Source organism: Cellulomonas soli (genome assembly GCF_052036975.1).
GTDB classification, from domain to species: domain Bacteria; phylum Actinomycetota; class Actinomycetes; order Actinomycetales; family Cellulomonadaceae; genus Cellulomonas; species Cellulomonas soli_A.
In genome coordinates, this window is sequence record NZ_JBQIAR010000002.1 from 1 (window position 1) to 25,744 (window position 25,744).

24 protein-coding genes and 1 tRNA gene are annotated in these 25,744 nt (G+C 73.4%); 18 read left to right on the forward strand and 7 right to left on the reverse strand.

Features of this window, described 5'->3' with window-relative positions; translation table 11 throughout:
- Positions 1-189 precede the first annotated feature (189 nt).
- The 8 genes from ACTHAM_RS02485 (at position 190) to ACTHAM_RS02520 (ending at position 6,751) form a co-directional block, all read left to right on the forward strand.
- Positions 190-1,497, forward strand: coding sequence for a DUF4232 domain-containing protein (locus tag ACTHAM_RS02485; protein WP_440684192.1), 1,308 nt, complete (start codon positions 190-192; stop codon positions 1,495-1,497).
- Positions 1,498-1,644: 147 nt separating this feature from the next.
- Positions 1,645-2,553 (forward strand): cation transporter, encoded by a 909-nt coding sequence (locus tag ACTHAM_RS02490; RefSeq protein ID WP_440684193.1) that lies wholly within the window; start codon positions 1,645-1,647, stop codon positions 2,551-2,553.
- 41 nt (positions 2,554-2,594) lie between these two features.
- Positions 2,595-3,545, forward strand: a complete 951-nt coding sequence (locus tag ACTHAM_RS02495; protein WP_440684194.1) for an alpha/beta hydrolase — start codon at positions 2,595-2,597, stop codon at positions 3,543-3,545.
- A gap of 61 nt (positions 3,546-3,606) precedes the next feature.
- Positions 3,607-4,167: a hypothetical protein gene (locus tag ACTHAM_RS02500; RefSeq protein ID WP_440684195.1), complete on the forward strand. Its 561-nt coding sequence runs from the start codon at positions 3,607-3,609 to the stop codon at positions 4,165-4,167.
- 230 nt (positions 4,168-4,397) lie between these two features.
- Positions 4,398-4,934 (forward strand): hypothetical protein, encoded by a 537-nt coding sequence (locus ACTHAM_RS02505; protein WP_440684196.1) that lies wholly within the window; start codon positions 4,398-4,400, stop codon positions 4,932-4,934.
- Between the two features lie 50 nt (positions 4,935-4,984).
- Entirely contained in the window at positions 4,985-5,872 is an 888-nt protein-coding gene (locus ACTHAM_RS02510) for an oxygenase MpaB family protein (protein ID WP_440684197.1), read from the forward strand.
- A 25-nt stretch (positions 5,873-5,897) separates the two neighbouring features.
- The gene (locus ACTHAM_RS02515; RefSeq protein ID WP_440684198.1) at positions 5,898-6,263 is read left to right on the forward strand and encodes an ArsR/SmtB family transcription factor; all 366 of its coding nucleotides are present in this window, start codon (positions 5,898-5,900) and stop codon (positions 6,261-6,263) included.
- Positions 6,260-6,751, forward strand: a complete 492-nt coding sequence (locus ACTHAM_RS02520; RefSeq protein WP_440684199.1) for an SRPBCC family protein — start codon at positions 6,260-6,262, stop codon at positions 6,749-6,751. Before ACTHAM_RS02515 ends, ACTHAM_RS02520 begins: the two co-directional genes overlap by 4 nt.
- A gap of 41 nt (positions 6,752-6,792) precedes the next feature.
- On the opposite strand, the gene ACTHAM_RS02525 is transcribed toward ACTHAM_RS02520, so the two are convergent.
- Positions 6,793-7,176, reverse strand: a complete 384-nt coding sequence (locus ACTHAM_RS02525; protein WP_440684200.1) for a NifB/NifX family molybdenum-iron cluster-binding protein — start codon at positions 7,174-7,176, stop codon at positions 6,793-6,795.
- Positions 7,177-7,294: 118 nt separating this feature from the next.
- On the opposite strand from ACTHAM_RS02525, the gene ACTHAM_RS02530 reads away from it, so the two are divergent.
- Entirely contained in the window at positions 7,295-8,509 is a 1,215-nt protein-coding gene (locus ACTHAM_RS02530) for a trans-sulfuration enzyme family protein (RefSeq protein WP_440684201.1), read from the forward strand.
- Between the two features lie 186 nt (positions 8,510-8,695).
- Positions 8,696-10,150: an RNB domain-containing ribonuclease gene (locus tag ACTHAM_RS02535; RefSeq protein ID WP_440684553.1), complete on the forward strand. Its 1,455-nt coding sequence runs from the start codon at positions 8,696-8,698 to the stop codon at positions 10,148-10,150.
- Here ACTHAM_RS02535 and ACTHAM_RS02540 read toward each other — a convergent pair.
- The 5 genes from ACTHAM_RS02540 to ACTHAM_RS02560 all read right to left on the reverse strand — a co-directional run bounded on the left by ACTHAM_RS02540 (position 10,134) and on the right by ACTHAM_RS02560 (position 15,912).
- Positions 10,134-10,616: a DUF2809 domain-containing protein gene (locus ACTHAM_RS02540; RefSeq protein WP_440684202.1), complete on the reverse strand. Its 483-nt coding sequence runs from the start codon at positions 10,614-10,616 to the stop codon at positions 10,134-10,136. The genes ACTHAM_RS02535 and ACTHAM_RS02540 overlap by 17 nt on opposite strands.
- 134 nt (positions 10,617-10,750) lie before the next feature.
- Positions 10,751-11,947: a TIGR04053 family radical SAM/SPASM domain-containing protein gene (locus ACTHAM_RS02545; RefSeq protein WP_440684203.1), complete on the reverse strand. Its 1,197-nt coding sequence runs from the start codon at positions 11,945-11,947 to the stop codon at positions 10,751-10,753.
- Positions 11,948-11,976: 29 nt separating this feature from the next.
- On the reverse strand, positions 11,977-13,299 hold the full coding sequence (locus ACTHAM_RS02550) for an MFS transporter (protein WP_440684204.1): 1,323 nt from the start codon (positions 13,297-13,299) through the stop codon (positions 11,977-11,979).
- A gap of 50 nt (positions 13,300-13,349) precedes the next feature.
- A complete protein-coding gene (locus ACTHAM_RS02555) occupies positions 13,350-15,047 on the reverse strand; it encodes an AMP-binding protein (RefSeq protein WP_440684205.1) in 1,698 nt (565 codons plus the stop codon).
- A gap of 55 nt (positions 15,048-15,102) precedes the next feature.
- A complete protein-coding gene (locus ACTHAM_RS02560; protein WP_440684206.1) occupies positions 15,103-15,912 on the reverse strand; it encodes a class I SAM-dependent methyltransferase in 810 nt (269 codons plus the stop codon).
- Positions 15,913-16,097: 185 nt separating this feature from the next.
- On the opposite strand from ACTHAM_RS02560, the gene ACTHAM_RS02565 reads away from it, so the two are divergent.
- The 8 genes from ACTHAM_RS02565 to ACTHAM_RS02600 all read left to right on the forward strand — a co-directional run bounded on the left by ACTHAM_RS02565 (position 16,098) and on the right by ACTHAM_RS02600 (position 24,659).
- A complete protein-coding gene (locus ACTHAM_RS02565; RefSeq protein ID WP_440684207.1) occupies positions 16,098-18,575 on the forward strand; it encodes a glycogen/starch/alpha-glucan phosphorylase in 2,478 nt (825 codons plus the stop codon).
- Positions 18,576-18,578: 3 nt separating this feature from the next.
- Complete coding sequence (locus tag ACTHAM_RS02570) at positions 18,579-19,154, forward strand: GNAT family N-acetyltransferase (RefSeq protein WP_440684208.1); 576 nt, start codon at positions 18,579-18,581, stop codon at positions 19,152-19,154.
- Positions 19,155-19,318: 164 nt separating this feature from the next.
- Positions 19,319-20,584 (forward strand): threonine/serine ThrE exporter family protein, encoded by a 1,266-nt coding sequence (locus ACTHAM_RS02575; RefSeq protein ID WP_440684209.1) that lies wholly within the window; start codon positions 19,319-19,321, stop codon positions 20,582-20,584.
- Between the two features lie 65 nt (positions 20,585-20,649).
- Positions 20,650-20,740: transfer RNA gene (locus ACTHAM_RS02580), tRNA-Ser, on the forward strand.
- Between the two features lie 147 nt (positions 20,741-20,887).
- Complete coding sequence (locus tag ACTHAM_RS02585) at positions 20,888-21,472, forward strand: sugar O-acetyltransferase (protein WP_440684210.1); 585 nt, start codon at positions 20,888-20,890, stop codon at positions 21,470-21,472.
- A gap of 3 nt (positions 21,473-21,475) precedes the next feature.
- Positions 21,476-22,048: a TetR/AcrR family transcriptional regulator gene (locus ACTHAM_RS02590; RefSeq protein ID WP_440684211.1), complete on the forward strand. Its 573-nt coding sequence runs from the start codon at positions 21,476-21,478 to the stop codon at positions 22,046-22,048.
- A 93-nt stretch (positions 22,049-22,141) separates the two neighbouring features.
- Positions 22,142-23,563, forward strand: a complete 1,422-nt coding sequence (locus ACTHAM_RS02595; protein WP_440684212.1) for a wax ester/triacylglycerol synthase family O-acyltransferase — start codon at positions 22,142-22,144, stop codon at positions 23,561-23,563.
- 94 nt (positions 23,564-23,657) lie between these two features.
- On the forward strand, positions 23,658-24,659 hold the full coding sequence (locus ACTHAM_RS02600) for a LacI family DNA-binding transcriptional regulator (RefSeq protein WP_440684555.1): 1,002 nt from the start codon (positions 23,658-23,660) through the stop codon (positions 24,657-24,659).
- A gap of 40 nt (positions 24,660-24,699) precedes the next feature.
- On the opposite strand, the gene ACTHAM_RS02605 is transcribed toward ACTHAM_RS02600, so the two are convergent.
- Positions 24,700-25,707, reverse strand: coding sequence for a LacI family DNA-binding transcriptional regulator (locus tag ACTHAM_RS02605; protein ID WP_440684213.1), 1,008 nt, complete (start codon positions 25,705-25,707; stop codon positions 24,700-24,702).
- Positions 25,708-25,744: the final 37 nt, after the last annotated feature.

Genomic DNA, 25,744 nt, shown 5'->3' on the forward strand with positions numbered 1-25,744 from the left:
GACATGAGCGAGCATCCCGGACAACTGTCGCCGATGTCCTGAGACATGCTGTCGCCGATGTGCTGAAACCACACACCACGCCCTCCGCCCTGTGGTCCGGCACGCCGTCGTGTGTGCGTGCTGTGCGGATCCGGCTCGCGGCCACCGAACCAGCCCCTGGTGCGTGTCGGGCTGGCTACCGTCGGCCACGTGACGCGTCTCCGCACCCTCGCCGCTCTGGCGCCTGTGCTGGCCGTGGTGCTGGCCTTGGCCGGCTGCTTCGGGGGTGATCCCGACGAGTCGGATGCCGACACGCTGCTGCGCGAGCTGGCGGCCCTGGAGGGTGTGGTGCAGGTCGCCCCGACGTACGACGGTGTCCGCCCGCAGGTGCTCACCGAGGTGGCGGTCCAGACCACCGAGCCGGAGATCGAGGCGTTCGTCGCGCTGGCGGAGCTCGTGGTCGAGGTCGTCGACCGGCGGGACGGTCCGCCGGCCTCCGTGTGGCGCGACGGGACCGGCACGAGCCCCGGGGTGCGGGTCGCGCTGGGCGCCGGGGACGAGCCGGAGCAGCGGCTCGGGCAGGTGCGGGCGCTCGCCGGGCTGCCCGGGGTCACGGCGATCCAGGTGCAGGGTGAGGCCGACTCCGTCACGGTGGTCGCGGCGGGGGACCTGCCGGCGGTGGCCGAGGTGGCGCAGCAGTACGACGTGCCGCTGGCGATGGTGACCACGGCGAGCCAGCGCGTCTCCTCGTACGTCCCTGCCGGGTCGTTCACGCCGGAGGTCGCCGACCTCGTCGCGCAGGTGGACGGGTGGGACGGTGTGACGGGGATGTTCCTGTCGAGCCAGGGCGCCACCGACGGGAGCCTGTGGCTCGAGGTCCAGGTGACCGGCGACGACCGGGTGGCCGAGGTCGCCGGGCTGCTGTCCGCACTGACGCCACCGGCCGGAGCACGGCTGCAGTTCTCCGTCGCCTCCTCGTTCCGGGAGCAGGGAGGTGTGCTCGGTGAGCCGCTGCCCGCCTCCGACCCGACCTTGGCCGAGGCCTCCGCCGCCGGGGACCGCTGGCCCGACGACCCGAGCGTGCGCACGTGCACCGCCGCGGACCTGGACGTGCGGGTGGTGGGCTCCGACGCCGCGGCGGGCAGCCGCTTCCTGCTGCTGCGTGCGACCAGCGTCGCGGCCGACCCGTGCGCGCTGAGCGGTCGGCCGGAGATCACGTTCGTCCGGGCGTCGGGCACCCCGGCGCCGGATGTCGAGACGGGCACACCCAGCGGCAGCCCGGCGGCTGTGCGTCAGGTGCTGCCGCCGGGCGCGAGCGTGCGCTGCGAGCTCCAGTGGGGTGCGATGTCCACCACGCAGGACACGGACGTGACGGTCTCGCTGCTGGTCGCCGCGGAACCGGGAGAGCAGGCGGTGCCGGTCGCGCTGGAGCGGGAGCTCGACGTGCTGGCCGGTGCGCAGGTGCAGGTGGGCGCCTGGTTGCGCACGGTGGACGGCTGGGCGGACGGCGAGGGCTGAGACCTCGGGTGCGTCGGTGCCGACGACGCGTCCCGATCCCATCGCCCGTGCCGGGTCGGTAGGTTGACCGGTGCAGGAGCGACGACGCACCACGGGAGGGCATCGTGCGGATCGGGGCCGACGTGCTCGGCGGGGGCCTGAGCTGCCGTGGCTGAGGTCGACGCCAGGACGCTCGAGCGCCGCGCGCTCATCGGGTCGATCGTCGGTGCCGGCGTGCTGGGTTCGCTGGCGCTCGTCGGCGGCATCGTGGCGCAGTCGCGGGTGCTGCTGTTCGACGGCGCGTTCGTCCTGCTCGGCATCGTGCTGTCCGCGCTGTCGCTGAGTGCGTCCCGGGCCGCGGCGACCGCGCCGGACGCACGGTTCCCGTTCGGGCGGCAGGCCATCACCCCGATCGCCATCGCCGTGCAAGGGGCGGCCCTGCTCGGCACGCTGGTCTACGCGGCGGCGGACGCGGTCGCGGTGATCGTCGCCGGTGGCTCCGACGTGGCCGCTGGGGCGGTCGTCGGGTACGGGGTGCTGTCGATGCTGGCCTCGCTCGCCCTGGTCCGCTGGCTGGCGCGCACCGCCCCCGACTCCGACCTGGTGGCCGCCGAGGTCGCCCAGTGGCGGGCCGGTGCGCTGCTCAGCCTCGTCTACGCGGTGGGCGCCGCGGTGGCCCTGCTGCTGGCTGCCTGGTCCCTCGACGAGGCCGTCCGGTACGCCGACCCGGTGCTCGTGCTGCTCGCGTGCGTGGTGCTCGTGCGGATCCCGCTGCGGCTGCTGCGAGCCGCCGGCCTGGAGCTGATGGAGGCCGCTCCGCCCGCCGACGTGGCCGCCGCCATCGACCGGGAGGTCCGGAAGGTGCGCGACGAGTTCGACCTGCCCGAGGCGATCGTGCGGGCCACGAAGCTCGGCGAGCGCCTCTACGTCGAGGTCGACTTCGTCGTGGCGGCCGGCCTCTGGGACGTCTCCGGGGAGGACCGGGTCCGTCGGGCGCTGCTGCGCGGCCTGGAGACCCTCGGCTACGAGCTGTGGGCCACCGTGGAGCTCACCACCGACCCCGAGCTGGCTGCCTAGCAGCCGGTTCGACGACCCGTGGACGTCCTGACGGAGGAAGCATGACCAGCACCACACGTACCTGGGCCGACCGGCTCGTCGAACCGCCCCTGCCCGTGCGGCAGATGGTGTCCGCGCTCGAGGCGGGCGAGCCGCCGTTCCCGCCGCGCGAGGACGACGTCAGCACGGCCGCCCTGGTCCGGCTGCGCCCGCAGCTCGCGACCGTCACCGTGCAGGACGTCCCGCTGGCGGGCCCCCACGGCGCGGTCCCCGCCCGGCTGTACGTGCCCGAGGGGCGCGCGGCCGACGCCGTGGCTCCCGACCTGGTGTGGTTCCACGGTGGGGCGTTCCTCGGCGGTGACCTCGACATGCCCGAGTCGCACTGGGTGGCGCTCGAGCTGGCCGCACGAGGGTTCGTGGTGCTGACGGGCGACTACGTGAAGGCCTACGGCGAGGTGTTCCTGCCGGAGCCTGTCGACGACGCGCTCGCGGTGTGGCGGTGGGCGACCGACCGCGCGGACCAGGTCGACGCACCGGTGCCGCACCTGGGTGGGGCGAGCGCGGGCGCCGCGCTGGTGGGGCTCACCGCGGTGCGCCTGCGTGATGGTGCCGGTCCGGTGCCCCGTTCGTTGCTGCTCGTGTACCCGACGATGCATGCGCACCTGCCGCCGATCTCCGACGAGCTGCGGGCCGCGCTGGACGCCATGCCGGCGACCGAGATGGCCTTCACACCGCTGAGCGTCGATCTGCTCAACGGCTACCTCGCGGCGGGTGTGCCCGCATCGGAGGCCTTCTGCGGCGAGGCCGAGCTGGCCGGGCTGCCGCCGGCGCTGGTGCTCAACGTGGAGTGGGACTCGCTGCGGGCGTCGGGCGAGCTGTTCGCCCAGCAGCTGGCCGATGCGGGGGTTCCCGTGGTGCGCGTCACCGAGCCGGCCGCCGTGCATGGTCACCTCGACCGCCCGGGTGACCCGACGGCCCTGGCGAGCCTCGACCGCATGGCGGCGTGGCTCTGACGTGCGCGAACGGTGGCCGGTTCCTGCCCCGGCAGGGGTGTGCCGGTGACAGGATCGCTCTGTGACCGTCACGCGTAGGGCCCTGCCAGCCGTGCTGCTCCTCCTGCTGCTCGCCGGGTGCGGCGCGTCCGACCTCGATGCCGATCCTGTGCCGTCGGACTCGCCGACGCCCAGCACGGTGGCGACGCCGTCGCAGGATGCGACGCCCACGGCTGACCCCACGCCGATGGCGACCGCCACCGGCGACGCCGCGACGCAGACGACCGTGCGTGATCTGGCCGAGTTCCAGACGGACTCGGTCCAGTGCGTCGTGTGGGAGGGCGTGGTCGAGTGCCAGCTCCTGGGTCCGACGACCTACGAGGTTCCGGCCAAGTTGCTCGAGTACGGCCCGCCGTGCACCGTCGTGTCCCTCAGGTCGACCGAGACGGAAGGGAAGCTCGGCTGCCCCGGTGACATGCTCTCCGAGACAGTTCTCACCTCCGAGATGCTGCCCGTCGGCACCGTGGTCTCGCACGGCGGGTTCACCTGCACGCTCCTCGAGGTGGGTGCCCGTTGCTCGAACGAGGTCGGCGGCGAGGTCGAGATCAGGGCGGACGCCTACCGGCTGTCACGCGACGCGTGAGGCTCGTGGCCTGAGGCCCTGACACGCGCTCCGCGGGGCGTGCACGACCGTCGCAGGGCACGATCGACGCAGGGTGCTCGCGTCCGTCCTCACGGCCCCCGTGAGCCTGGAGCGCATGTCCGCGTGGCTGTCGACGGACGGCGGTCCGGCGCGGAGAGCGGGCCTCCGACGTGCGAGAACGGCCGCCCGTTCGGCCTGTGCCGGCCTCGTGCGCGTGCCACGATCGATCCATGGCCCCGATGCGACGAGCCTTGCCGGCGTTCCTCCTTCTCGTTCTGCTTGCCGGATGCACGGGTGGCGACCCGGCCCCCTCGCCGTCGGCCACCCCTGCTCGGGACGTCGTCGCGACGCCGTCCGAGGAGGTGACGCCGTCCGAGGCAGCGACTCCGACCGATGACACGTCCTCGCCGGTCCCGGCGCTCGACCTGGCCGAGTTCCGCTCGGAGTCGGTCCAGTGCGTCGTCCGGGACGACGGGCTCGAGTGCCAGCTCCAGGTGGCTCCCACGTGGGTGGTCCCCGACGAGTACCTCAAGTACGAGGTTCCGTGCCTGAGCGTCTTCCTGACCTCCACGGCCACGGAAGGCGAGCTCGCGTGCGGGGGTGACGTGATCTCCGGGTCGGTCAGCTTCACCGACGCGTTGCCCGTCGGCACCGTCGTCACGCACGGCGGGCTCACCTGCACCCTCCTCGAGGTGGGTGCCGTGTGCACCAACGAGGTCGGGGGAGAGGTCGAGATCACCGCGGATGCGTACCGCCTGACGCGCTGACTCGCGCGCCGCGAGGCGCGCGCACGCCCCGGTCGGGGCACGATCGACGCATGGTGCGCACGTCTCCGCTCGGCGCGGTCCGGCAGCGGGCCGGTGATGCCCTGTTCGCGCGGGTGGCCGGGCCCGACGGTGCGGCGGCGCGCGAGCGGATCCACGGCACGCCGGGCCCGCGCTGGTTCCCGCCGGGGTCGCCGGTGCGTGTGGTGCACGGGGACGCCTCGATGTTCGTCGGGGGTCTGCGTGCGCTGCTGCTGCAGGCGCTGCACCCGGCGGCGATGGCCGGGGTGGCCGGGCACTCGGGGTACCGGAGCGACCCGTGGGGCAGGCTCGCGCGGACCAGCACGTTCCTGGCGGTGACGGCGTTCGGCACGGCGGACGACGCGCAGGCGGCGGTCGACCGGGTGCGGGCGATCCACGAGCGGGTGCGGGGGACGTCGCCGGAGGGGGTGCGGTACCGGGCGAGCGACCCGCACCTGCTGCGGTGGGTGCATGTCGCGGAGGTCGACAGCTTCGTGGCGGCGCACCGGGCGGTGGGGGCGCACCCGCTGACGCCGGCGGGGTACGACCGGTACGTGGCGCAGCTGGCGACGGTCGCCGAACGGCTCGGGGTGGTCGACCCGCCGCGCACGGAGGCCGAGCTGGCCGCGCAGCTCGACGCGTTCCGCCCGGAGCTGTCGGTGTCGCCGGCGGCGCGGGACACGATCGGGTTCTTGCTTCACCAGCCGCCGGTGCCGTGGACGTTGCGTGTGCCGTACGCGGGGCTGACCGGGTGCGCGGTGGCGACGTTGCCGCCGTGGGCGCGCGCGTTGGTCGCGCCGGGCTCGTCGCCGGTGCGGCGGGCTGTCGCACGACCGGCAGGGCGGATGGTCACCGGGCTGATCCGGTGGTCGTTGGCCACCACGCCGGACGCACCGGAGGGGGACCCCTTCCCTGGCTGACGTCGGCCGAGTAATGTGCAACCACATGGTTGTAGATGAGCTGGACCAGGACAGTGTCGACCGTCTCTTCGCGGCGCTGGCCGACCGCACCCGACGCGACATCGTCACCCGGGTGCTGGTGCACGAGGAGTCCGTGTCGGCGCTCGCGCAGCGCTACGACATGAGCTTCGCGGCGGTCCAGAAGCACGTCGCCGTGCTCGAGCGCGCCGCGCTCGTCACCAAGCGACACCACGGCCGCGAACGCCTCGTCCGCGGCGACGTCGACACGATCCGTACCGCCGCCCGCCTGCTCGAGCAGTACGAACAGCTCTGGCGCGGACGGCTCGACCGCCTCGACGACCTGCTCGCCGAACCCGACACCTCACCGCACAGCCCAGGAGACGCACCATGACCGTGCTCCACAGCGCCACCGACCCCGAGGCGCTCACCTTCACCATCACGTCCGAGCTCCACGCGACCCCCGAGCGCATCTGGCAGCTGTGGGCCGACCCCCGCCAGCTCGAGCGGTGGTGGGGGCCGCCGGAGTGGCCCGCCACGTTCGTCGACCACGAGTTCGTGCCCGGCGGCGAGGCCCGGTACTACATGACCGGTCCCACCGGAGAGAAGGCCCACGGCTGGTGGACGTTCATCACGATCGACCCGCACCGCGTGATCGTGTTCGACGACGGTTTCGCGGACGACTCCGGCGCCCCCGACCGCACCCAGCCGACCATGCGCGGGCACATGGAGCTGCAGCCCGACGGCGACGTGACCCGCATGGTGATCACCACGCGGTTCGCCTCCACCGAGCAGCTCGAGCAGGTCCTGGGCATGGGCATGGTCGAGGGGATGACCACAGCCCTCGGGCAGATCGACGCGATCCTCGCCGCCCAGCCCTGACCGGCGGGCGCGGGGGACCGGGCAGGTGCCCCGCGCCCGGCTCAGACCGCGGGGGTCCCGGCCGCGACCGCCTGCAGCACGGCGTCGCGCGCCGACCCCTGCGCACCCAGCACCGTCACGATCTTCAGCTTGCCGAGCATGTTCACCATCGGCGGGCCCATGTGCCCGGCCACCACGGTCCCGACGCCGCGCTCGCGGACGAACCGTGCGACGCGGGCGTGGTGGGAGCCCTCGGTGCCCTCGTCGTGTGCGAGGTCCCACCGGACGTCGACCTCGTCCCACGCAGTGATCTGACCGTCGACCACCTCGGCGAGCGCGACGCGCGCCGCGCGACCCCAGCCGTGGCCGACCAGGCCGTCGTCGGTGACGGGGATGCAGACGATCATGGGGTGCTCCTCGGGGACGGCGCGGGTGCTGGGGTCCATCCTGCGCAGGCGGCGAGGACGCACACCCGTGCCCATGGTCCCGACCCGCCCGGAAGCGACGACGTCCACCTGCTGCGACGTTCACCTGGCCGCAACGGGTCGGTCCTAGCATCACCGCGTGACCCGCCCCGACAAGCACCGGCCCGAGTCCCTCGCCTTCGGCACCCAGGCGGTGCACGCCGGCAACGCGATCGACGCCGGCTCCGGGGCCATCCGCACGCCGATCGTCATGGCCAACTCGTACGCGCTGCCGCAGGACCCGGCCTCGATCAGCTGGTCCGACGTCGACACCCCGCTCTACACGCGGAACTCCGGGGCGAACCAGAAGGGTCTGCAGGCCAAGCTCGCGGCGCTGGAGGGCGGTGAGGACGCCGTCGTGCTCGCCTCGGGGGTCGCCGCGATCCACGCCGTGATCTTCGGGTACCTGCGCAGCGGCGACCACGTGGTCGTCGCGGACGTCACCTACGAGGCCACCTGGCGGCTGTACACCGAGCTGCTGCCCGCCCGGTACGGCATCGAGGCGACGTTCGTGGACGCCTCGGACGTCGAGGCGGTGCGCGCCGCGATGCGCCCCACCACCCGGCTCGTGCACGTCGAGGCCGTCGCCAACCCGACCACCAAGGTCACCGACGTGGCGGCCGTGGCGCAGGTCGCGCACGACGGCGGTGCGCTGCTGGTGGTCGACTCCACGTTCACGCCGCCGCCGCTGTACCGCCCGCTGGCCGACGGAGCCGACCTGGTGATCCACTCGCTGACCAAGTACGTCAACGGGCACGGGGACGCCATGGGCGGCGCGGTCATCGGTTCGACCGCGCTGGTCCGGCCGCTCAAGGCCGACGCGCAGGTCGACGTCGGCGGGGTCATCTCGCCGTTCAACGCCTGGCTCATCCAGCGCGGGTCGGTGACCCTGCCTCTGCGCCTGCGGCAGCACCTGGCCTCGGCGCAGCGCGTCGCGGAGTTCCTGGACGCCGACCCGCGCGTGGCCTACGTCGCCTACCCGGGGCTGCCCTCGCACCCGCAGCACGAGCTCGCCACCCGGCAGTTCGGCGGCCGCGGGTACGGCGCCATGCTCGCGTTCGCCGTCGACGGCGACCCGGACACCCAGAACCGGTTCGTGGCCGCGCTGCGGGTCATCACCTCGGCCGTGTCGCTCGGGCACGACGAGTCGCTGATCGTGCACGTGGGTACCGACGGGCCACGCGTGGCCGCCTACCCCGAGGAGTTCCGCCGCTGGGGGCACCTGCGCCTGTCGGTCGGGCTCGAGGACGTCGAGGACCTGCTGGCCGACCTGGGTGCCGCGCTCGACGAGGTGCTCGGCCCACTCGGCGGCTGACCGCTCCTGACCCGCGCGTGGCCGCCGTACGCTCGGTCGGTGCCCCGACGTCACGTCCGCCTGCGGCCGACGACGCCCCTCGTCGCCCCCGGTGCCGTACCCCCGCCGCCCGTGCCCACCCCGCAGGCGCCGCCCGTCCGGCTCGCCCCACCGGCCGCCGCGACCGCCGACGCCGTCGACCGTGCCGTGCGGGCCGGCCTGGCCGCCGTGCGCACCGAGCTCGACGTCCCCGAGGCGTTCCCGCCGCACGTGGTTGACGCCGCACGCGCGGCCGTCGCGCAGGTGCCGACGGAGTCGGTCGACGCGACGCACGTGCCGTTCGTGACGATCGACCCCGCCGGGTCGATGGACCTGGACCAGGCGGTGCACATCGAGCGCCGCGGGGGAGCAGGTGCCGGCTACCGGGTGCACTACGCGATCGCCGACGTCGCCGCGTGGGTGCCGGCGGGTGGTCCCGTGGACGACGAGGCCCGCCGCCGGGTCGTCACCCTCTACGCCCCGGACGGCCGCACCCCGCTGCACCCGCCCGAGCTGTCGGAGGGTGCCGCGAGCCTGCTGCCCGACGGTGAGCGCCCCGCGCTGTGGTGGCAGCTCGACCTCGATGCGGCCGGCGTGCTGACCGGTTGCGACGTGCGCCGGGCGACCGTGCGCAGCCGTGCGCGGTACACCTACGAGCAGGTGCAGGACGCCCTCGACGCCGGCACGGCCGACGAGGTGCTCCTGCTGCTGCGTGAGGTCGGCCTGCTGCGCGAGCAGGCCGAGCGCGACCGTGGCGGTCTGACGCTACCCATGCCCGAGCAGGAGGCCGGGCGCGAGGACGGCCACTGGGCGCTGACGAGCCGTCGCACGCTGCCCGTCGAGGGCTGGAACGCGCAGATCTCCCTGCTCACCGGCATGGCCGCCGCCTCGATCATGCTCGAGGGCGGCATCGGCGTGCTGCGGACCCTGCCTGCCGCCGATCCGCGCGACGTGGCGCGGCTGCGCCGGACCGCGCGGGCCCTGGGGGTGCCGTGGCCCGAGGGCGCCGGGCACGCCGAGGTGGTCTCCGGGCTCGACGCGTCCGACCCCGCGCAGGCCGCGCTGCTCGCCGAGGCGGCCACGCTGATGCGCGGCGCGGCGTACGTGGCGTTCGACGGCGAACGCCCGGCCAACGCGGAGCACGCGGCCATCGCCGCGCCGTACGCGCACACCACCGCACCGTTGCGCCGCCTCGTCGACCGGTTCGTCGGCGAGACGTGCCTGGCACTCAGTGCCGGGGTGCCGGTCCCCGACTGGGTACGAGCCGCCCTGCCGGAGCTGCCGTCCCGGATGGCGTCGGGTGACGCGCGCGCCTCCGCCTACGAGCGCGCATGCCTGGACCTGGTCGAGGCCGCCTTGCTGGCCGACCGCACCGGCGAGGTGTTCGACGCGGTCGTCGTCGACGTGCGCGAGGACAAGACCTCCGGTGTGGTGCAGCTGCGCGACCCCGCCGTGCGGGCACGCGTCGCATCGGTGCCCGAGGGGGCGCCGGCGCCGGCGGCGGGAGGGGCTGCGACGGCTGCCGGACCGGGACCCGAGCTCCCGCTCGGCGAGGCCGTACGGGTGCGCCTCACGCACGTGTCGGTGGCCGAACGCACGGTCCGCTTCACCTGGGAGCGCTGACAGCGGACAGGGCGACGTGCCGCGGCAGCAGCCGGTCGAGCGCCGCGGCCGCCAGGCACCCGGCCGCGTAGGCGAGCAGGTCCGTCGCCACGAACGTGGTGCCCAGCAGGTACCGCGCCGGCGGGAACGTGTCGACCACTGCGGCCGGGCCACCCGTCAGCTGCGCGAGCTCGACGAGGGCGCACAGCCCGAAGGCGACGGCCGTCAGCAGTCGGGTCCGGGTGCGCGGGGCGACCAGCGCGAGGACCAGCCACACCATCACGGCGTACAGCACGTCGCCGGCCGCGTCGCCGAGCACGGTCAGGGTGCCCGACGTCTCCGGGAGCCTGGTGGTGGCGACCCCGGCGACGAGCGTGGCACCGACGGCCACGAGCAGCGGGCCACGGCGCCGGGCGCGCGGGGCGGCGGTCGGGGTGACGGCGCTCCCCGCGACGGGCACGGGTGAGCGCTCGGGCTGGTCAGGCATGGGACGGCACCTCCTGCCCCGACGCTAGGCGACCGCGCCGCACCCTGAGCCGGGTCGGCGAGGACGTCCTGCGGGGGCTGCGTGCAGACCCGGTGCCCGGACGTCCGAGCACCGGCCGGCAGCAGGAGGTGGCGTCAGGACGCCAGCAGCGCCGCCACGTCCTGCGGGTACGGGAACGAGCCGGGCTGGTACCCGCACAGCGGGTCGGACGCGTACGGGTCGCCCGTGGCGGCGTACGCCCGCGAGCGGGAACCGCCGCACACCCGGGAGAACTCGCACTCGCCGCACCGGCCCTGCAGCTGCGAGGAGTCGCGCAGGCCGGTGAACAGCTCGGAGGTGCGGTAGATCTCCGGCAGCGGGGTGTCGTGCACGTCGCCGGCGCCGACGGGCAGGAACCCGCTGGGGTGCACCGTGCCGACGTGCGAGACGAACACGAAGCCGTACCCGGCGTTGACGTTGACCGGGGGGCGCCGGTTGCGCACGCCCTCACCCCAGCCGAACGCGGCGGTCCGCTCGGTGAGCTCGGCGTACAGGTCGCCCAGGCCGAGCACCTTCACGTGGTCCTCGCCGCGCGCCTCGAGCACCGCGCGCTGCAGGTTGACGCGCCGGAAGTGGTGCCCCTCGGTGGTCTTCACGGGCAGGTACGGGCCCAGGTCGTACAGGTAGTTCATGACGTCCTCGGCCTCGGCCGGGGACAGCGTGCCCAGGTCCACGCCGCGGCCCATGGGCACCAGCATGAACGCGCTCCACGTCATGGCGCCGCGCTCGCGCAGCATGGCGGCCAGGTCGGGCAGCTCGTGCACGGTGCGGCTCGACATCGTGCTGTTGACCTGCACCTTCATGCCGAGCGACCGGGCTTCCTCCCAGGCGGCGACGGTGCGGTCGAACGTGCCGGGCACGCGGCGGAACCCGTCGTGCGTCTCGGCGGTGGCGCCGTCGAGCGACAGCGACATGGCCGTCACCCCGGCCTCCTGCAGCCCGATCAGCGACTCGCGGTTGAGCTTGGCGGTACCGGACGGCGACACCGCCATGGACAGCCCCATCGCGCGTCCGCGGCGCACCAGCTCGAACAGGTCGGGCCGCTCGAACGGGTCGCCGCCGGTGATGATGAAGATCGGCGACGGCTTGCCGAACGAGGCGACCTGCGCCATCAGCTCGGTGGCCTGTGCCGTGTCGAGCTCGCGCGGGTGCCGCGCAGGGTGCGCCTCGGCACGGCAGTGCACGCACGACAACGCGCAGGCGCGGGTGGACTCCCAGATGACCAGCAGCGGCCGGTCGGCGGGGTCGTGGCGGACGGTTCGGACGACGGGGTGCGCGCTGCGCTGCGACATGGCCGGATGTTCCCACCGCGGCCGGCCGGTCACGTGGGACGTTCGCCCGACGCGTGGGCGTGAGCGGCCGCCATCGCGCGGCGACCGGCAGGCACGGACACGGCGGCGAGCGCGACCGCGACCATGAGCACACCGCAGATCACGAGCAGCACCTCGACGCTGACGGTGTCGGCGAGCGGGCCGAGCACGGCCATGCCGAGGGGCATCGCGACGGCCATGACGATGCCGACGAACCCGAACACCCGCCCCTGGATCTCCGGCTCGACGGTCTCCTGCAGCACGGTCATGGCCGGGGTGGAGAAGAACGGCACCCCGAGCCCGATCAGGAACATGAACCCGAAGAACACCCACATGCCGGGGGCCACTCCGAGGCCGATGGTGAGCGCACCGAACGCGAAGGTCGCGGCGAGGATCGTGGTGACCCGGTTGCGGAACCCGCCCCACACGGCGATCAGCGCACCGCCGAGCAGCATGCCGACGCTGAACGAGATCTCGTTGGCGGTCAGCTTCCACACCTCGTCGCCGAACGTGCGCACCACCATGAGCGGGGTCAGGTACGACGGGGCCACGACCAGCACGAACACCACGCCGTACAGCGCGAGCAGCCACCGGACGAAGTCGTGGCCGAGCACGTAGCGCACACCCCCGACCAGGTCCGCGAAGTACGCCGGCCGGGGCCCGTCCGCGTCGGTGCGCACGAGTCGCGGCACGGCGATGCTGGCCAGCAGCCCGATGCCGATGACCGCGGTGACGACGTCGACGAAGAACACCGCCACGATCGAGGCGCTCGCGTACACGGCGGCGGCCACGGCCGGGGCGAGCAGCATCATGGCCGACTGGATGGTGCCGTTGATCCCGTTGACCCGCATGAGCTTCTCGGTCGGCACGATCTGCGGCAGCAGCGAGGTGACGGCGGGCATCTGGATGCCCGCGCCCACGGACCGGATCGCGAGCGCGAGGTACACGAGCCACAGGTCCTCGACGCCGTTGAGCATCAGCAGCGCCAGGCCGAGCGTCGTGACGGCGATGGTCGCGTCCGCCCCGATGACGAGCTTCTTGCGGTCGTGCCGGTCGGCCCACACCCCGCCGAACACCGACACGATCGCCTGCGGCAGGAACCCGAAGACGGACGCGAGGGCCATGACGGTGCCGGACTTCGTCTGCAGCGTCAGGTGCCACATGATCGCGTACTGCACGAGCATGGAGCCGAACAGCGAGACGGTCTGCCCGCTGAGGAACACAGCGGTGTCCCGCCGCCAGCCGGGTCGCAGCTCGGCGGGCGCCTCGGCCGTCGGGTCGTCGGCGGTCTCGTCGGTCGCCGGCTCGGGCGTGGGGGTGCTCACCCACCCCATCGTGTGCGACGGGTCTGACAACGGCCACCGAATACCGGCGACCGGAGGGCTCAGACGGTGGGCGCCAGCGTCAGCACGTGCTCGCGGACCAGGCGGCGCAGCACCTTGCCGACCTGCGAGCGGGGCAGCTCGGTGACGATGACCAGCTGCTTGGGCAGCGCGTACCGGGCCAGGCGCTGCTCGCACCAGGCGCGGACGGCGTCCAGGTCGACGGGCTTGGCGCCGGGGTCCATGACGACGGCGGCGACGACCTTCTCGCCGAGGTCCCCGCCGGGGATGCCGACGACGGCGACGTCCTGCACGCCGGGCATGCCGCGCAGGTGGTTCTCGACCTGCGACGGGTACACCTTGAACCCGCCGGTGACGATCATCTCCTTGATGCGGTCGACGAGGACCACGTAGCCGTCGACGATCGTGACGATGTCGCCGGTGCGCAACCAGCCACCGGGCAGCAGCTGCTCGGCGGTCTCCTCGGGGCGGTTCCAGTAGCCCTGGAACACCTGGGGGCCGTGGATGAGCAGCTCGCCGCGCTCGCCGGGTGCGACGTCGACGTCCGGGTCCTCGGGGTCGACGATGCGGATGTCGGTGCCGGGGAACGGCAGACCGAGCGCACCGGGCCGGCGGTCCGGGCCGAGCGGGTTGCCGAGCGCGACGGGTGAGGTCTCGGTCATGCCGTAGCCCTCGACGACGAGCCCCTGCGTGGCCTGCTCCCAGCGGGCGGCGGTCTTGGCGGGCAGCGCCATGGCCCCGGAGATCGCGTAGGTGAACGAGGTGAGGTCGGCGCCGGCGTTCTCGGCGGCGGTGACCAGGCGGTCGAGCATGGGCGGGACGGCGGGCAGGAACGTGCCGGGCCGGCGCCGCTGCGCGGCGAGCACGAGTGCGGGGTCGAAGTTGGGGAACGCCACGAGTGTCGCGCCGACCCGCATCGTGTAGCTCAGGCACAGGGTGAGGCCGAACGCGTGGAAGAACGGCAGCACGCCGTAGACGACCTCGGCCCCGGGCACGGCCGCGGTCCACAGGTGGCCCTGCACGGCGTTGGCGACGAGGTTCGCGTGCGTGAGGACGGCGCCCTTGGGGGTGCCGGTGGTGCCGCCGGTGTACTGCAGGGCGGCGACGTCCTCGGGGGCGGGCGTGGGGTGCGCCGGGTCGATCGGGGCGGTCCGCCGGACGAGGTCGTGCCACAGCGGCACGTCGTCGGGCACGGGGCCGCGCATGGCGGCGCGGGTGCGCCGGGCCTTGGCGACGGGCAGCCGCAGGGCGAACCGGGCGGCCCAGGGCAGGTCGGCGCTGAGGTCGACGGCGATGACGGTGCGTACGGCGGTCTGGGGCTGCCCGGCAAGCAGTGCCGGGACGGTCTTCTCCCAGACGATCGCGGTGGTGGCGCCGGAGTCGGCGAGCTGGTGGGCGAGCTCGTCGGCCGTGTAGGTCGGGTTGTGCTCGACGACGACGGCCCCGATGCGCAGGACTGCGTAGAAGGCGACGACGTGCGCGGTGCAGTTGGGCAGCGCGAGCGCGACCCGGTCGCCGGCCTGCACGCCGAGGTCGAGCAGCGCCCGGGCGCCGCGGGCGACCTTGTCGGCCAGCTGGCGGTAGGTGGTGGTCCCGCCGAGGAAGTCGACGGCGACGCGGTCGGGCCACGTCTGCGCGGAGTGCTCGAGTGCCGCGGTGAGCGGCTCGTGGGGCACCGTGAGGTCGCGGGGGACCCCGGCGGGGTAGACGAGCGGCAGTGCGGGTCGTTCCGTGGCCATGCCTCGACACTAACCTACGGGACCGTAAGTTACTACCCCGTAGGTTGTTGTGGTCTCACTGTGCACGGGTCCCGTGCGCGAGCACCGCCGCGGTCGGCAGGTGCAGCATCCCGCCGACCAGATAGCGACGGCTCAGTCGGTCGAACTCCCGCCGCATGCGCACCTGCACGTCGGGGCTCTGTGCGAGCAGCACCGCGCCGATCGTCGCGACCCCGCGGGCCGGACCCGACCACCAGACGTCCGGGTCCACCCGGTGCACGAACTCCACCCGCTCGGCGCGCACGTCGCTCAGGCCGGCGCCTTCCAGCAGCCCGGCCAGGCCGTCCGGCGACCGGGCGAAGTCCATCGCCGGCTCCAGGGGTGCGGCACTCGCCGGACGCTGCGCCCCTGCCGCGTCGGTCACGTCCTCCCACAGCTGGTGAAGAACGCTCACCGGGCGTGGCCAGACCGTTGCCGCCACCCGCCCGCCAGGTCGCAGCAGCCGGACCAGCTCGCGCGCCGCCGCCCGCGGGTCGCCGACCATGTTCAGGACGAAGTTCGCCGCCACCACGTCGAACGACGCATCGGCCAGATCCAGGTCCGGCAGCGCGCCGTCGCGCACGTCGGCCTCCGGCGCGGCCAGGCGGGCCAGGCGGCGCATGCCTTCGTCCGGGTCGACGGCCGTCACGCGCGCACCGCGGGTGATCGCGACCGCCGCGACCGCGCCCGGCCCGGTGCCGGCATCGAGGAGCTCTGCGCCCGTGAGCGCCCCAACGGTGTCGAGGAGGGGGCCCACCATCCGGCCGCACAGCGGGCCGAACGTCTCGGCGTACGCCTCAGCACGCCCAGCCCATGCGGCCCGCTTGACCTGGTCGAACGTGGACACGGCACCCCACCGTCCTGTGTCGGGGCCCCGGCCGGGCCGCCCGGTGCCTGCACGGTACGGCGGCGTCCGGGGCCACGGTGGGGGACCGAGGTCCGCCCGGCGGGACGCCGCGGGCACACCGTCGCGTCACCAGGCCGTAACCGGCAGGGTCTGGCGGTGACGCGGCAGCCCGTTACGGTGGGCCGATGAGCGAGAGCCTGGACCCCATCACCGTCCCCGACCGCACCGTCGAGGGCTTCGTGCAGGAGTTCCTGCGCGAGCTGCACTTCGGCCAGGGCGTCGACCTGTCGCGTGCGTCCACCAACGACAAGTACCTCGCGCTCGCGCGCACGGTGCGCCACCACCTGATGTCCCGCTGGATGCAGACCCTGCGCCACCAGGGGCAGGTGCAGGCCAAGTCCGTGGCCTACCTGTCCGCGGAGTTCCTGCTCGGGCGTCAGCTGGACAACGCGCTGCTCGCGGCCGACATCGACGGCATCGTCACCGAAGGTCTGACCAGCCTGGGCATCGACCTCGACGACCTGCGGCAGGCGGAGCAGGAGCCGGGCCTCGGCAACGGCGGCCTCGGCCGGCTGGCCGCGTGCTTCATCGACTCGCTCGCCACGCTGTCCGTGCCGTCCATCGGTTACGGCATCCGCTACGAGTACGGCATCTTCCGCCAGACCTTCGTCGACGGCTGGCAGGTCGAGCAGCCCGACACCTGGCTCGAGCTCGGCTCGCCGTGGGAGTTCCCGCACCCCGAGGCCGCCGTGAAGGTGAACTTCGGCGGCAGCACCGAGACGTACATCGACGACGAGGGCAACGCCCGCAGCCGCTGGCTGCCCGGCTGGAGCGTCATCGGCGTCCCCTACAACTACATGGTCCCCGGGTACCGCAACGGCCGCGTGAACACGCTGCGCCTGTGGTCGGCGCGCGCCGAGAAGTCGTTCGACCTGCAGATCTTCAACTCCGGCGACTACGCCGACGCGGTGCGGGCGCAGACCTTCGCCGAGAACATCTCCAAGGTGCTCTACCCGGAGGACTCCACGCCGCAGGGCAAGGAGCTGCGCCTGCAGCAGCAGTACTTCTTCGTCGCGTGCTCGCTGGCCGACTTCCTGGACAACGTGCTGCCGGGCGACTTCGACCTGACGAAGCTGCCCGACCGGATCGTGTTCCAGCTCAACGACACGCACCCCGTCATCGCGATCCCCGAGCTGATGCGGCTGCTCGTCGACGACCGCGGCTGGTCGTGGGACGACGCGTGGGCGATCACGCAGCAGGTGTTCGCCTACACGTGCCACACACTGCTGCCCGAGGCGCTCGAGGTGTGGTCCGTCGAGCTGCTGGGCCGCCTGCTGCCCCGGCACCTGGAGATCATCTACCGCATCAACGACGAGTTCCTCGCCCAGGTGCGCAAGGCCTACCCGGGTGACGAGCTGCGGGTGCGCCGCATGTCGATCATCGCCGAGTTCCCCGAGCGGGCCGTGCGCATGGCGTTCCTGGCCACGGTCGCCGGGGCCAAGGTCAACGGTGTCGCCGAGCTGCACTCGCAGCTGCTGCGCGACAAGGTGCTCAACGACTTCTCCGCGTACTACCCGGACAAGTTCACCAACGTCACCAACGGCGTCACCCCCCGCCGGTTCGTCCGGATGGCCAACCCTGCGCTGTCCGGGCTGATCACCGAGGCCATCGGCGACGGCTGGGTCACCGACCTGGAGCGGCTGCGCGAGCTCGAGCCGCTGGCCGAGGACGCCGAGTTCCGCCGCCGGTTCGCGCAGATCAAGCGGGAGAACAAGACGCGCCTGGTCGACCTGCTGGCCGTGCGCGACGGCATCGAGATCTCGCCCGACGCGATGCTCGACGTCATGGTCAAGCGCCTGCACGAGTACAAGCGGCAGATGCTCAAGCTGCTGCACGTCATCACGCTGTACGACCGCGTGACCAGCGGCGAGCTGCCGATCGACCAGGTGACGCCCCGCACGTTCGCGTTCGGTGCCAAGGCCGCACCCGGCTACAAGATGGCCAAGCAGATCATCGGGCTCATCAACGCCGTGGGGCGCACGATCAACACCGACCCGGCCCTCGAGGGCCGACTGCGCGTCGCGTTCCCCGCCAACTACAACGTGACGCTCGCCGAGACCCTCGTGCCCGCCGCCGACCTGTCCGAGCAGATCTCGCTGGCCGGCAAGGAGGCCTCCGGCACGGGCAACATGAAGTTCGCCCTCAACGGTGCGCTCACCATCGGCACGGACGACGGCGCGAACGTCGAGATCCGCCAGCTGGTCGGCGACGAGCACTTCTTCCTGTTCGGCCTGTCCGAGCCGGAGGTCGCCGACCTTGTGGACGCCGGCTACCGCCCCTCCACGTACTACGCGGCCAACCCCACGCTGCGGCGCGCGCTGGACCACATCGCGCAGGGCACGTTCTCGGGCGGCGACGGGCGCGTGTTCGAGCCGGTCGTGTCGAACCTGCTGCACGAGGACCGGTTCCTGGTGCTGGCCGACTACCAGTCGTACATCGACGCGCAGGACCGGGTCGAGACGGCCTACGCCGACCAGGACGGGTGGACCCGCTCGGCGGTGCTGAACGTGGCCCGCAGCGGGTTCTTCTCCTCCGACCGGTCCATCAAGGACTACCTGGACCGCATCTGGCACGCCGAGCCCGTCGCGCCGCCGTTCGTCTGACCTGTGCCGAAGACCCTGATCGACGTCTCGTGGCCGGTGCGCACCGAGCGGCTGCTGATCCGCCCGGCGACCGCAGCGGACGCGCCCGCCGTCTGGCGCTACCGCCGGCTGCCCGAGGTCACCGAGTGGATGACGAGCCGTCCGGCCGACGAGCCGGCGTTCGTCGCGACCTACCTCGAGCCCGACCGGCTCGCCCGCACGCTCCTCGTGGAGCGTGCGGGGCAGGTCGTCGGCGACCTCATGGTGCGGGTCGAGGACGCGTGGGCCCAGACCGAGGCGGTCGACGGCGCGCGCGGCGTGCAGGCCGAGATCGGCTGGTCGTTCGATCCTGCCTGGCACGGCCAGGGGCTGGCGACCGAGGCCAGTCGCCGGCTGCTGGCGTTGTGCTTCGACGAGCTCGGGCTGCGGCGTGTGCTGGCCAACTGCTTCGCGGACAACGAGCCGTCCTGGCGGCTGATGGAACGCCTCGGCATGCGGCGTGAGGGTGCGTTCGTGGCCGAGTCGCTGCACCGCTCGGGCCGCTGGCTCGACGGCTACACCTACGCGATGCTCCGCCACGAGTGGGTGCCCGGGGTCTGACTGTGCAGGGTCGTGGTCGGCCGGTGTATCACGGGCCGAGGTCGGCACTCCTGGCACGTGACGGCGTCGGCACGCAGGGGGAGTCGACGCGTCCAGGGGCGGCTCGTCCGCGACCATCCCGAACGTCCCGGGCGTCCGGGATGGTGGCACGTCATCATGGTGCCGTGCCGACCATCCCGGACGACGACGAGCTCGAACTGATCCGCCGCTCAGGCGTGGCCCTCCGCATGGGGCGGCTCAGCCTGTCCTCCGGCACGGGGTCCTACCGCGTGAAGGCCTCGATGGCGCGCGTGGCCAAGGCGCTCGGCGTCGATCGCCACGAGGCGCACGTGACGCTCACCGAGATCACCACGACGTCGCACCGCGGCCGCTCGTTCCGCACCGAGGTCACCGAGGTGCGCACCATCGGCGTGAACACCGACCGTCTCGCCGAGCTCGAGCTGCTCGCGCAGGACGTGGAGCGCCGTGGCGAGGTCACCGTCGAGCAGGTCGACGCGGAGCTCGACCGGATCGCCAAGAAGCCGCCGCTGTACCCGACGTGGCTGAACGCTGCGTGGGCGGCGCTGGCCTGTGCGGCGTTCGCGTTCCTCAACGGCGCCGGTCCCGTCGAGATCCTCGGCGCCATGCTGGGCGCCGGGCTCGGGCAGGGGCTGCGGCGCACCATGCTGCACCGCGGGTTCAACCAGTTCGGTGTCTCGATGCTGGCCGGTGCGGCCTCGTCGCTGGCGTACCTCGGGTTCGTGCAGCTGCTGACGGTCACGGGCGTCGAGGGGCCGCACGAGGCAGGCTACGTGGCCGCGGCGCTGTTCCTGGTGCCCGGGTTCCCGCTGGTCACCGGCGCGCTCGACCTGGCCAAGCTCGACTTCTCGGCGGGGCTGGCACGACTGGCCTACGCCCTGATGATCTTCGTCTCGGCGGCCTTCGCCGTGTGGGCGGTCTCGATCCTCGTGGGTCTGTCGCCCGATCCCCCGCAGGCCCCCGACATGCCGCCGCTCGCGCTCGAGGGATTGCGGCTGCTCGCCTCGTTCTTCGGCGTGCTGGGCTTCGCGTTGATGTTCAACGGCTCGTGGCGGATGGCCCTGGTCGCCGCGGCGATCGCCGCGGTGCCGAACACGCTGCGGATCATGGCCGTGAACTCCCTCGACTGGCCGCCGCAGGCCGCGGCCGCCGTGGCCGCCTGCGCGGTCGGCCTGCTGGCTGCCTGGGTGGCGCCCCGGCTCAACGTCCCGCGGATCACGGTCTACGTGCCCGCCGTGACGATCATGGTGCCCGGGGTGCCGGCCTACCGGTCCGTGTACTACCTGTCGCAGGGCGACACTGTCGAGGCCCTCGGCTACGGCGTGACCGCGGCCCTCATCGTCACCGCCCTGGCCGTCGGCCTGGCGATCGCCCGCATGCTCACCGACCGCGAGTGGGGCTTCGAGCACTGACGCACCGGGACTCGCGGGCTCCTTTTGGTCCGGGGCGAGGTGCCCGGGTAGCCTGTCCCCGTCTTGGAGACGTCGCATAGCCAGGTCTAGTGCGCGGCCCTGCTAAGGCCGTGAAGGGGTCAAACTCTTCCGTGGGTTCAAATCCCACCGTCTCCGCGTTCGGTGTGTCGATGCAAGTCGGCGCCGTCTGTCGTCGAAACCCGGGTTCCGGGGCACCGCGAGGTGCTCGGGGCCCGGGTTTCGTCGTCTCCGGGATCCGGTGAACCGCCGATCGGCCGGCACTCGACGTGTACGATCGTACATATGATGACGGACTACTTCGCCGGAGACCCGCGCACCAACCACGAGCGCATGCTGGCCGGTGACCTCTACATCGCCGACGACCCCTCGATCATCGAGGCGCAGAAGCGGGCCGTGCGCACCGCCGCCCGCTTCACGGCCGCCTATGACCAGGACCCCGACGCCGGTCAGGCCGTCGTCGCCGAGCTGTTCGGCAGCATCGGCGAGGGCACCCACGTGCGCGCACCCGTCTACGTCGACTACGGCAACCAGATCACCGTGGGTGCCCGCACGTTCATCAACATGGGCCTGACCGCGCTCGACGTCGCCCCCATCACCATCGGCGACGACTGCCAGATCGGCCCGCACGTGCAGCTCCTCACCCCGACGCACCCGATCGACCCGCAGCCCCGCAAGGACAAGCTCGAGGCGGCCAAGCCCATCGTCCTCGGCGACAACGTGTGGCTCGGCGGCGGGGTCATCGTGTGCCCAGGGGTGACCATCGGCGACAACTCCGTCATCGGGGCCGGTTCCGTGGTCACCAAGGACGTCCCGGCGAATGTCGTGGCCGTCGGCAACCCGGCTCGGGTGATCCGCGAGAAGATCTGAGGCATGACGTCGACGCCCGCCGCGCCTGCTCGGACCCGCCGCAACGACCCGGGCCGGCGCGACCGGATCATCGACGCCTGCATCGACGTGATCGCCGAGGACGGTGTCGACGGCACCTCGCACCGGCGGGTCGCCGCGGCCGCCGGGGTGCCGCTGGGGTCGATGACGTACCACTTCAGCGGGCGCGAGGAGCTGCTGCGCGAGGCGTTCACCCGGTTCGCGGCCACCGTCGCGAGCCGGGTGGCCACGCGCATGGACGCGGTGCCGGCCGGTGACACGGAGGCCGGCATCCGGGCAGTGGTCGACTCGATCCGGCTCGACGTCTTCGCGACGCCACGGGACCAGGTGCTCACCTACGAGCTGTACACGCTGGCCGCGCGCGATCCGTCGTACCGCACGCTCACGCACTCCTGGATGCGCAGCAGCCGCGCGGCGCTGGAGCGGTGCTTCGACCCGGTCACCGCGCGCGTCCTCGACGCCCTGACCGAGGGCATGACGATCCACCGGGCGCTGGACAGCGAGCCCCACGACGACGCGGACATCGAGCTGGCGGTACGTCGGATCGTGCGCGCCTGAGCGAGGCGTCGCGACCGGACCCCCGGTGATGACCAGCTCAACGGGCACCGGGTCGACCCGGTGCCGCACGGACGCCGGTGCCACAGTGGTGCCATGGCCGTCGACCGGCTCCACGCGCTGGACGCCATCTTCCTGCCGATGGAGTCCGACGTGCAGGCGCTGCACGTCGGGTCGGTCCTGCTGCTCGAGGGGCCGGCGCCCGCACCCGGTGAGCTGCTGGCCCACGTGCGAGAACGGCTCCCCGCGGTCCTACGGCACCGCCGACGCGTCATGCCCATGCCGGGCGACCTCGGCCGCCCGCTCTGGGTGGACACCGACCTCGACCTGGGTCACCACGTGCGGCACGTCGTGCTGGAACCGCCCGGTGAGGACGCGCAGCTCCGCGAGCTCGTCGGCGCGTTCATGGCCCGTCGGCTCGACCCCGCCCGGCCGCTGTGGGAGCTCTGGCAGGTCGACGGCCTGACGGGTGGTCGGTGGGCCGTCGTCGCCAAGGCCCACCACGCGATGATCGACGGGCGCACCGGCGCCGACCTGCTCGGCACGCTGCTCGGCGACGTCGACCCCGCACGGCACCCCGCGCGGCCCGCCGGACCGCCACCCGCCGGGCCACTGCCCGCGGTCGAGCGTCGGCCGGCGCCGACGCGTGCCCAGCTGGTCGGCGAGCTCGCGTGGTGGTCGGTCCGGCTGCCTCCCCGCGCCGTGCGCGCCGTCGCCCGGGCAGCACGTCACCCGGTGCGCACGCGGCGACTCGTCGCGCAGCTGCGGTTCGGCCTGGCGCAGGTGGTCCAACCGGACCTGCCCGCCTCGGTGCTCCTCGGTCCGTTGTGCCCGGCGCGCCGCTGGGGGTGGACGGGCGTCGACCTCGCACCGGTCAGGGACCAGGCCCACCGTGCGGGGTGCACGGTGAACGACGTCTTCCTGGCGGCGCTCGCGGGCGGCTACCGCCGTTTCCTCACCGAGCGCGGCGCGGACCTGGACGCCACGGTGCTGCGGGCGATCGTGCCCGTGTCGCCGCCCGTCACGGAGCGCACCGGGACGCGGGCGAACCTGGCCTCGGCGGTGTTCGTGCGCCTTCCGGTGCGCCTCGACGACCCGACGGCGCGGCTGGCGGCGGTGGCCGGGCAGACGGCCGCGCAGAAGGCCGCCGGGGTGCCCGAGGCGACGGCGGCCGTGGTGCGAGCGGCGGACCACGTGCCGGCACCGGCGCTGCTGCGCGCCGGGCGCGCGTATGGGCGGCGCGGACAGGGCCGGGTGAACGTCGTGGCCTCGAACGTGGCGGGACCGGCGGCGCCCCAGCAGCTGGCCGGGCGGCGCGTGCTCGAGCTCGTCCCGTACGTGCCACTGGGCCAGGGTGTGCGGGTCTGCGCGGCGATGGTCTCGTGCGGCGGGCGCCTGACGATCGGTGTCACCGGGGACGCGGAGGCGGTGCCCGACCTTGACCGGCTGGTCCTGGCCGTCGGTGAGGAGCTGCGCACGCTCGCCGCACCGGCGTCCGTGGGCGTCGCGGACGTCTAGGCTCGTGCGGCGGGGCGGGGACGTGGTGTCGCCGGCCGCAGGGTCGCTGCGGAGCCCGCGACGACCAGCCGGAGGGAGCAGGCCCGTGGTGCGGATGATCGACGTGGCGCGGCACGCCGGCGTCTCGGTCAAGACCGTGTCGAACGTGGTGAACGACTTCCCGCACATCCGTGCCAGCACCCGGGAGCGGGTGGAGCAGGCGATCGAGGAGCTGGGCTACGAGGTCAACGAGCTGGCCCGCAACCTGCGTTCGGGTCGGACGGGTCTGGTCGGTCTCGTCGTCCCCGAGCTGGCCCAGCCGTACTTCGCCGAGCTGGCCGACGAGGTCGTCGCCGCGGCGCGGGAGCACGGCCTGCACGTGCTGATCGAGCCGACGGGTTTCTCCCGTGAGAGCGAGCTGGCGGCGCTCGGTGGACCGCGGAGGCGCGTGGTCGACGGGCTGCTGTTCAGCCCGGTCGCCCTGGAGCAGGCCGACTCCGCGCTGGTCGAGGTGGACTTCCCGCTGGTGCTGCTCGGTGAGCAGATCTTCTCGCCCGCGGTCGACCACGTGACGATGCGCAACCGCGAGGGTGCGCGCGCCGCCACCGAGCTCCTGCTGGGGCACGGGCGTCGGCGGATCGCGGTGCTGGGCGCCCCGCACGAGGGGGCGCACGGCACGTCGACGTTGCGGTACGAGGGGTACTGCCAGGCGTTGGAGGCGGCCGGTCTCGAGGTCGACCAGCGGCTGGTCGCCTGGACCGACGACGGGTGGCACCGCTCGAACGGGGCCTTGGCGATCACCGGCGTGCTCGAGTCCGGTGTGGTGCCCGACGGGGTGGTCGCGTTCAACGACGCGCTGGCCGTCGGTGCGATGCACGAGCTGCAGGTGCGGGGCTTGCGGGTGCCGGACGACGTCGCGGTGGTCGGCTTCGACGACACGGAGGACGCCAGGTACACCTTGCCGACGTTGACGACGGTCGACGGTGGTCGGGCGGAGATCGCGCGGGTGGCGGTGGACCTGCTGGCCCGGCGGATCGCGGGCCGCGGGCCCCAGCAGCCTGTGCTGCACCATGCGGCGATGCGTGTGGTGGAGCGGGGGAGCACGCCGCAGCGCTGAGCCTGGCCGGCTCGGCGGCCTCGCAGCGGGCCGTGCCTGGTCACCTGGGTGCCCGGGCCACCGCCTGCGTGGAGCCGCGCACCACGAGCCGTGTCGGCAGCCGCACGTGGGACGGTTCGACGGTCGGGTCGGCGAGCATCTCGAGCAGCAGGCCGACGGCGGCACGCCCGAGGCCCTGGATCTCCTGCCGGATCGTGGTCAGGCCCGGCGTGGTGGCGGCGGCCTCGGGGATGTCGTCGAAGCCGACCACCGACAGGTCCTCGGGGACGCGGATGCCCAGACGCGCGGCGGCCTCGAGGATGCCCATGGCGGACAGGTCGTTGGCGGCGAACACGGCCGTCGGCGGGTCGTCGAGGCCGAGCATGGCGACCAGCGGCTTCTCGGCGGCCTCGCGGCGGTACTCGGCCACGTGCATGAGCGCCGGGTCCACGGCGATCCCGGCCTCCTGCAGCGCCTGTCGGTACCCGGCCTCGCGCAGTGCCGACGACTCCAGGTCGGGCCGGCCGCCGAGGAGGCCGATGCGCCGGTGCCCGAGCTCGAGCAGGTGTCGGGTCGCCAGCGTCGCCCCGCCGAGGTTGTCGGAGTCGACGGTGGCCATGGCCCCCGGGCCCGTGTGCGGGTCGACGGCGACCACGGGCACGTCGGCATCGGCGTCGACGACGGTCGGGGTCACCAGGATCGCGCCGTCGATGAGCGTGCCGCTGAGCCGGTTCAGGTAGCGCCGCTCCCAGCCCGACCGGTGGGGGCTGCCGCCGGTGTAGGCCAGCAGTGCCCAGTCGGTCTCGGCCAGTGCGGCGCCGACCCCTTTGAGGATCTCGCTGGTGAACGGCTCGAACTCGGCGACGAGCACGCCGAGCGTGTGCGTCCGGCTCGAGCGCATGCCCCTGGCCACGAGGCTCGACTCGTACCCGAGACGCTCGACGACGGCCTGCACGTGGGCGACCGTGGCGCGGGCGATACCGTCCCGGCCGTTGATCACCTTGGAGACCGTCGCGACGGAGACGCCTGCCTCCTGCGCGACGTCGGTGATCGTCACCCGGCGTGCCATGCGCCTCATCCTAGCGATCCGACAACGTTTGCTAAAC

Bases quoted from the DNA above. Each gene is read 5' to 3' on its own strand.
- ACTHAM_RS02515 (WP_440684198.1), top strand. From the start codon at position 5,898: ATGGTTGTAGATGAGCTGGACCAGGACAGTGTCGACCGTCTCTTCGCG.
- ACTHAM_RS02550 (WP_440684204.1), bottom strand. From the start codon at position 13,299: ATGGGGTGGGTGAGCACCCCCACGCCCGAGCCGGCGACCGACGAGACC.
- ACTHAM_RS02525 (WP_440684200.1), bottom strand. From the start codon at position 7,176: ATGGACCCCAGCACCCGCGCCGTCCCCGAGGAGCACCCCATGATCGTC.
- ACTHAM_RS02565 (WP_440684207.1), top strand. From the start codon at position 16,098: ATGAGCGAGAGCCTGGACCCCATCACCGTCCCCGACCGCACCGTCGAG.
- ACTHAM_RS02545 (WP_440684203.1), bottom strand. From the start codon at position 11,947: ATGTCGCAGCGCAGCGCGCACCCCGTCGTCCGAACCGTCCGCCACGAC.
- ACTHAM_RS02595 (WP_440684212.1), top strand. From the start codon at position 22,142: ATGGCCGTCGACCGGCTCCACGCGCTGGACGCCATCTTCCTGCCGATG.
- ACTHAM_RS02520 (WP_440684199.1), top strand. From the start codon at position 6,260: ATGACCGTGCTCCACAGCGCCACCGACCCCGAGGCGCTCACCTTCACC.
- ACTHAM_RS02540 (WP_440684202.1), bottom strand. From the start codon at position 10,616: ATGCCTGACCAGCCCGAGCGCTCACCCGTGCCCGTCGCGGGGAGCGCC.
- ACTHAM_RS02590 (WP_440684211.1), top strand. From the start codon at position 21,476: ATGACGTCGACGCCCGCCGCGCCTGCTCGGACCCGCCGCAACGACCCG.
- ACTHAM_RS02585 (WP_440684210.1), top strand. From the start codon at position 20,888: ATGATGACGGACTACTTCGCCGGAGACCCGCGCACCAACCACGAGCGC.
- ACTHAM_RS02600 (WP_440684555.1), top strand. From the start codon at position 23,658: ATGATCGACGTGGCGCGGCACGCCGGCGTCTCGGTCAAGACCGTGTCG.
- ACTHAM_RS02505 (WP_440684196.1), top strand. From the start codon at position 4,398: ATGGCCCCGATGCGACGAGCCTTGCCGGCGTTCCTCCTTCTCGTTCTG.
- ACTHAM_RS02605 (WP_440684213.1), bottom strand. From the start codon at position 25,707: ATGGCACGCCGGGTGACGATCACCGACGTCGCGCAGGAGGCAGGCGTC.
- ACTHAM_RS02555 (WP_440684205.1), bottom strand. From the start codon at position 15,047: ATGGCCACGGAACGACCCGCACTGCCGCTCGTCTACCCCGCCGGGGTC.
- ACTHAM_RS02510 (WP_440684197.1), top strand. From the start codon at position 4,985: ATGGTGCGCACGTCTCCGCTCGGCGCGGTCCGGCAGCGGGCCGGTGAT.
- ACTHAM_RS02495 (WP_440684194.1), top strand. From the start codon at position 2,595: ATGACCAGCACCACACGTACCTGGGCCGACCGGCTCGTCGAACCGCCC.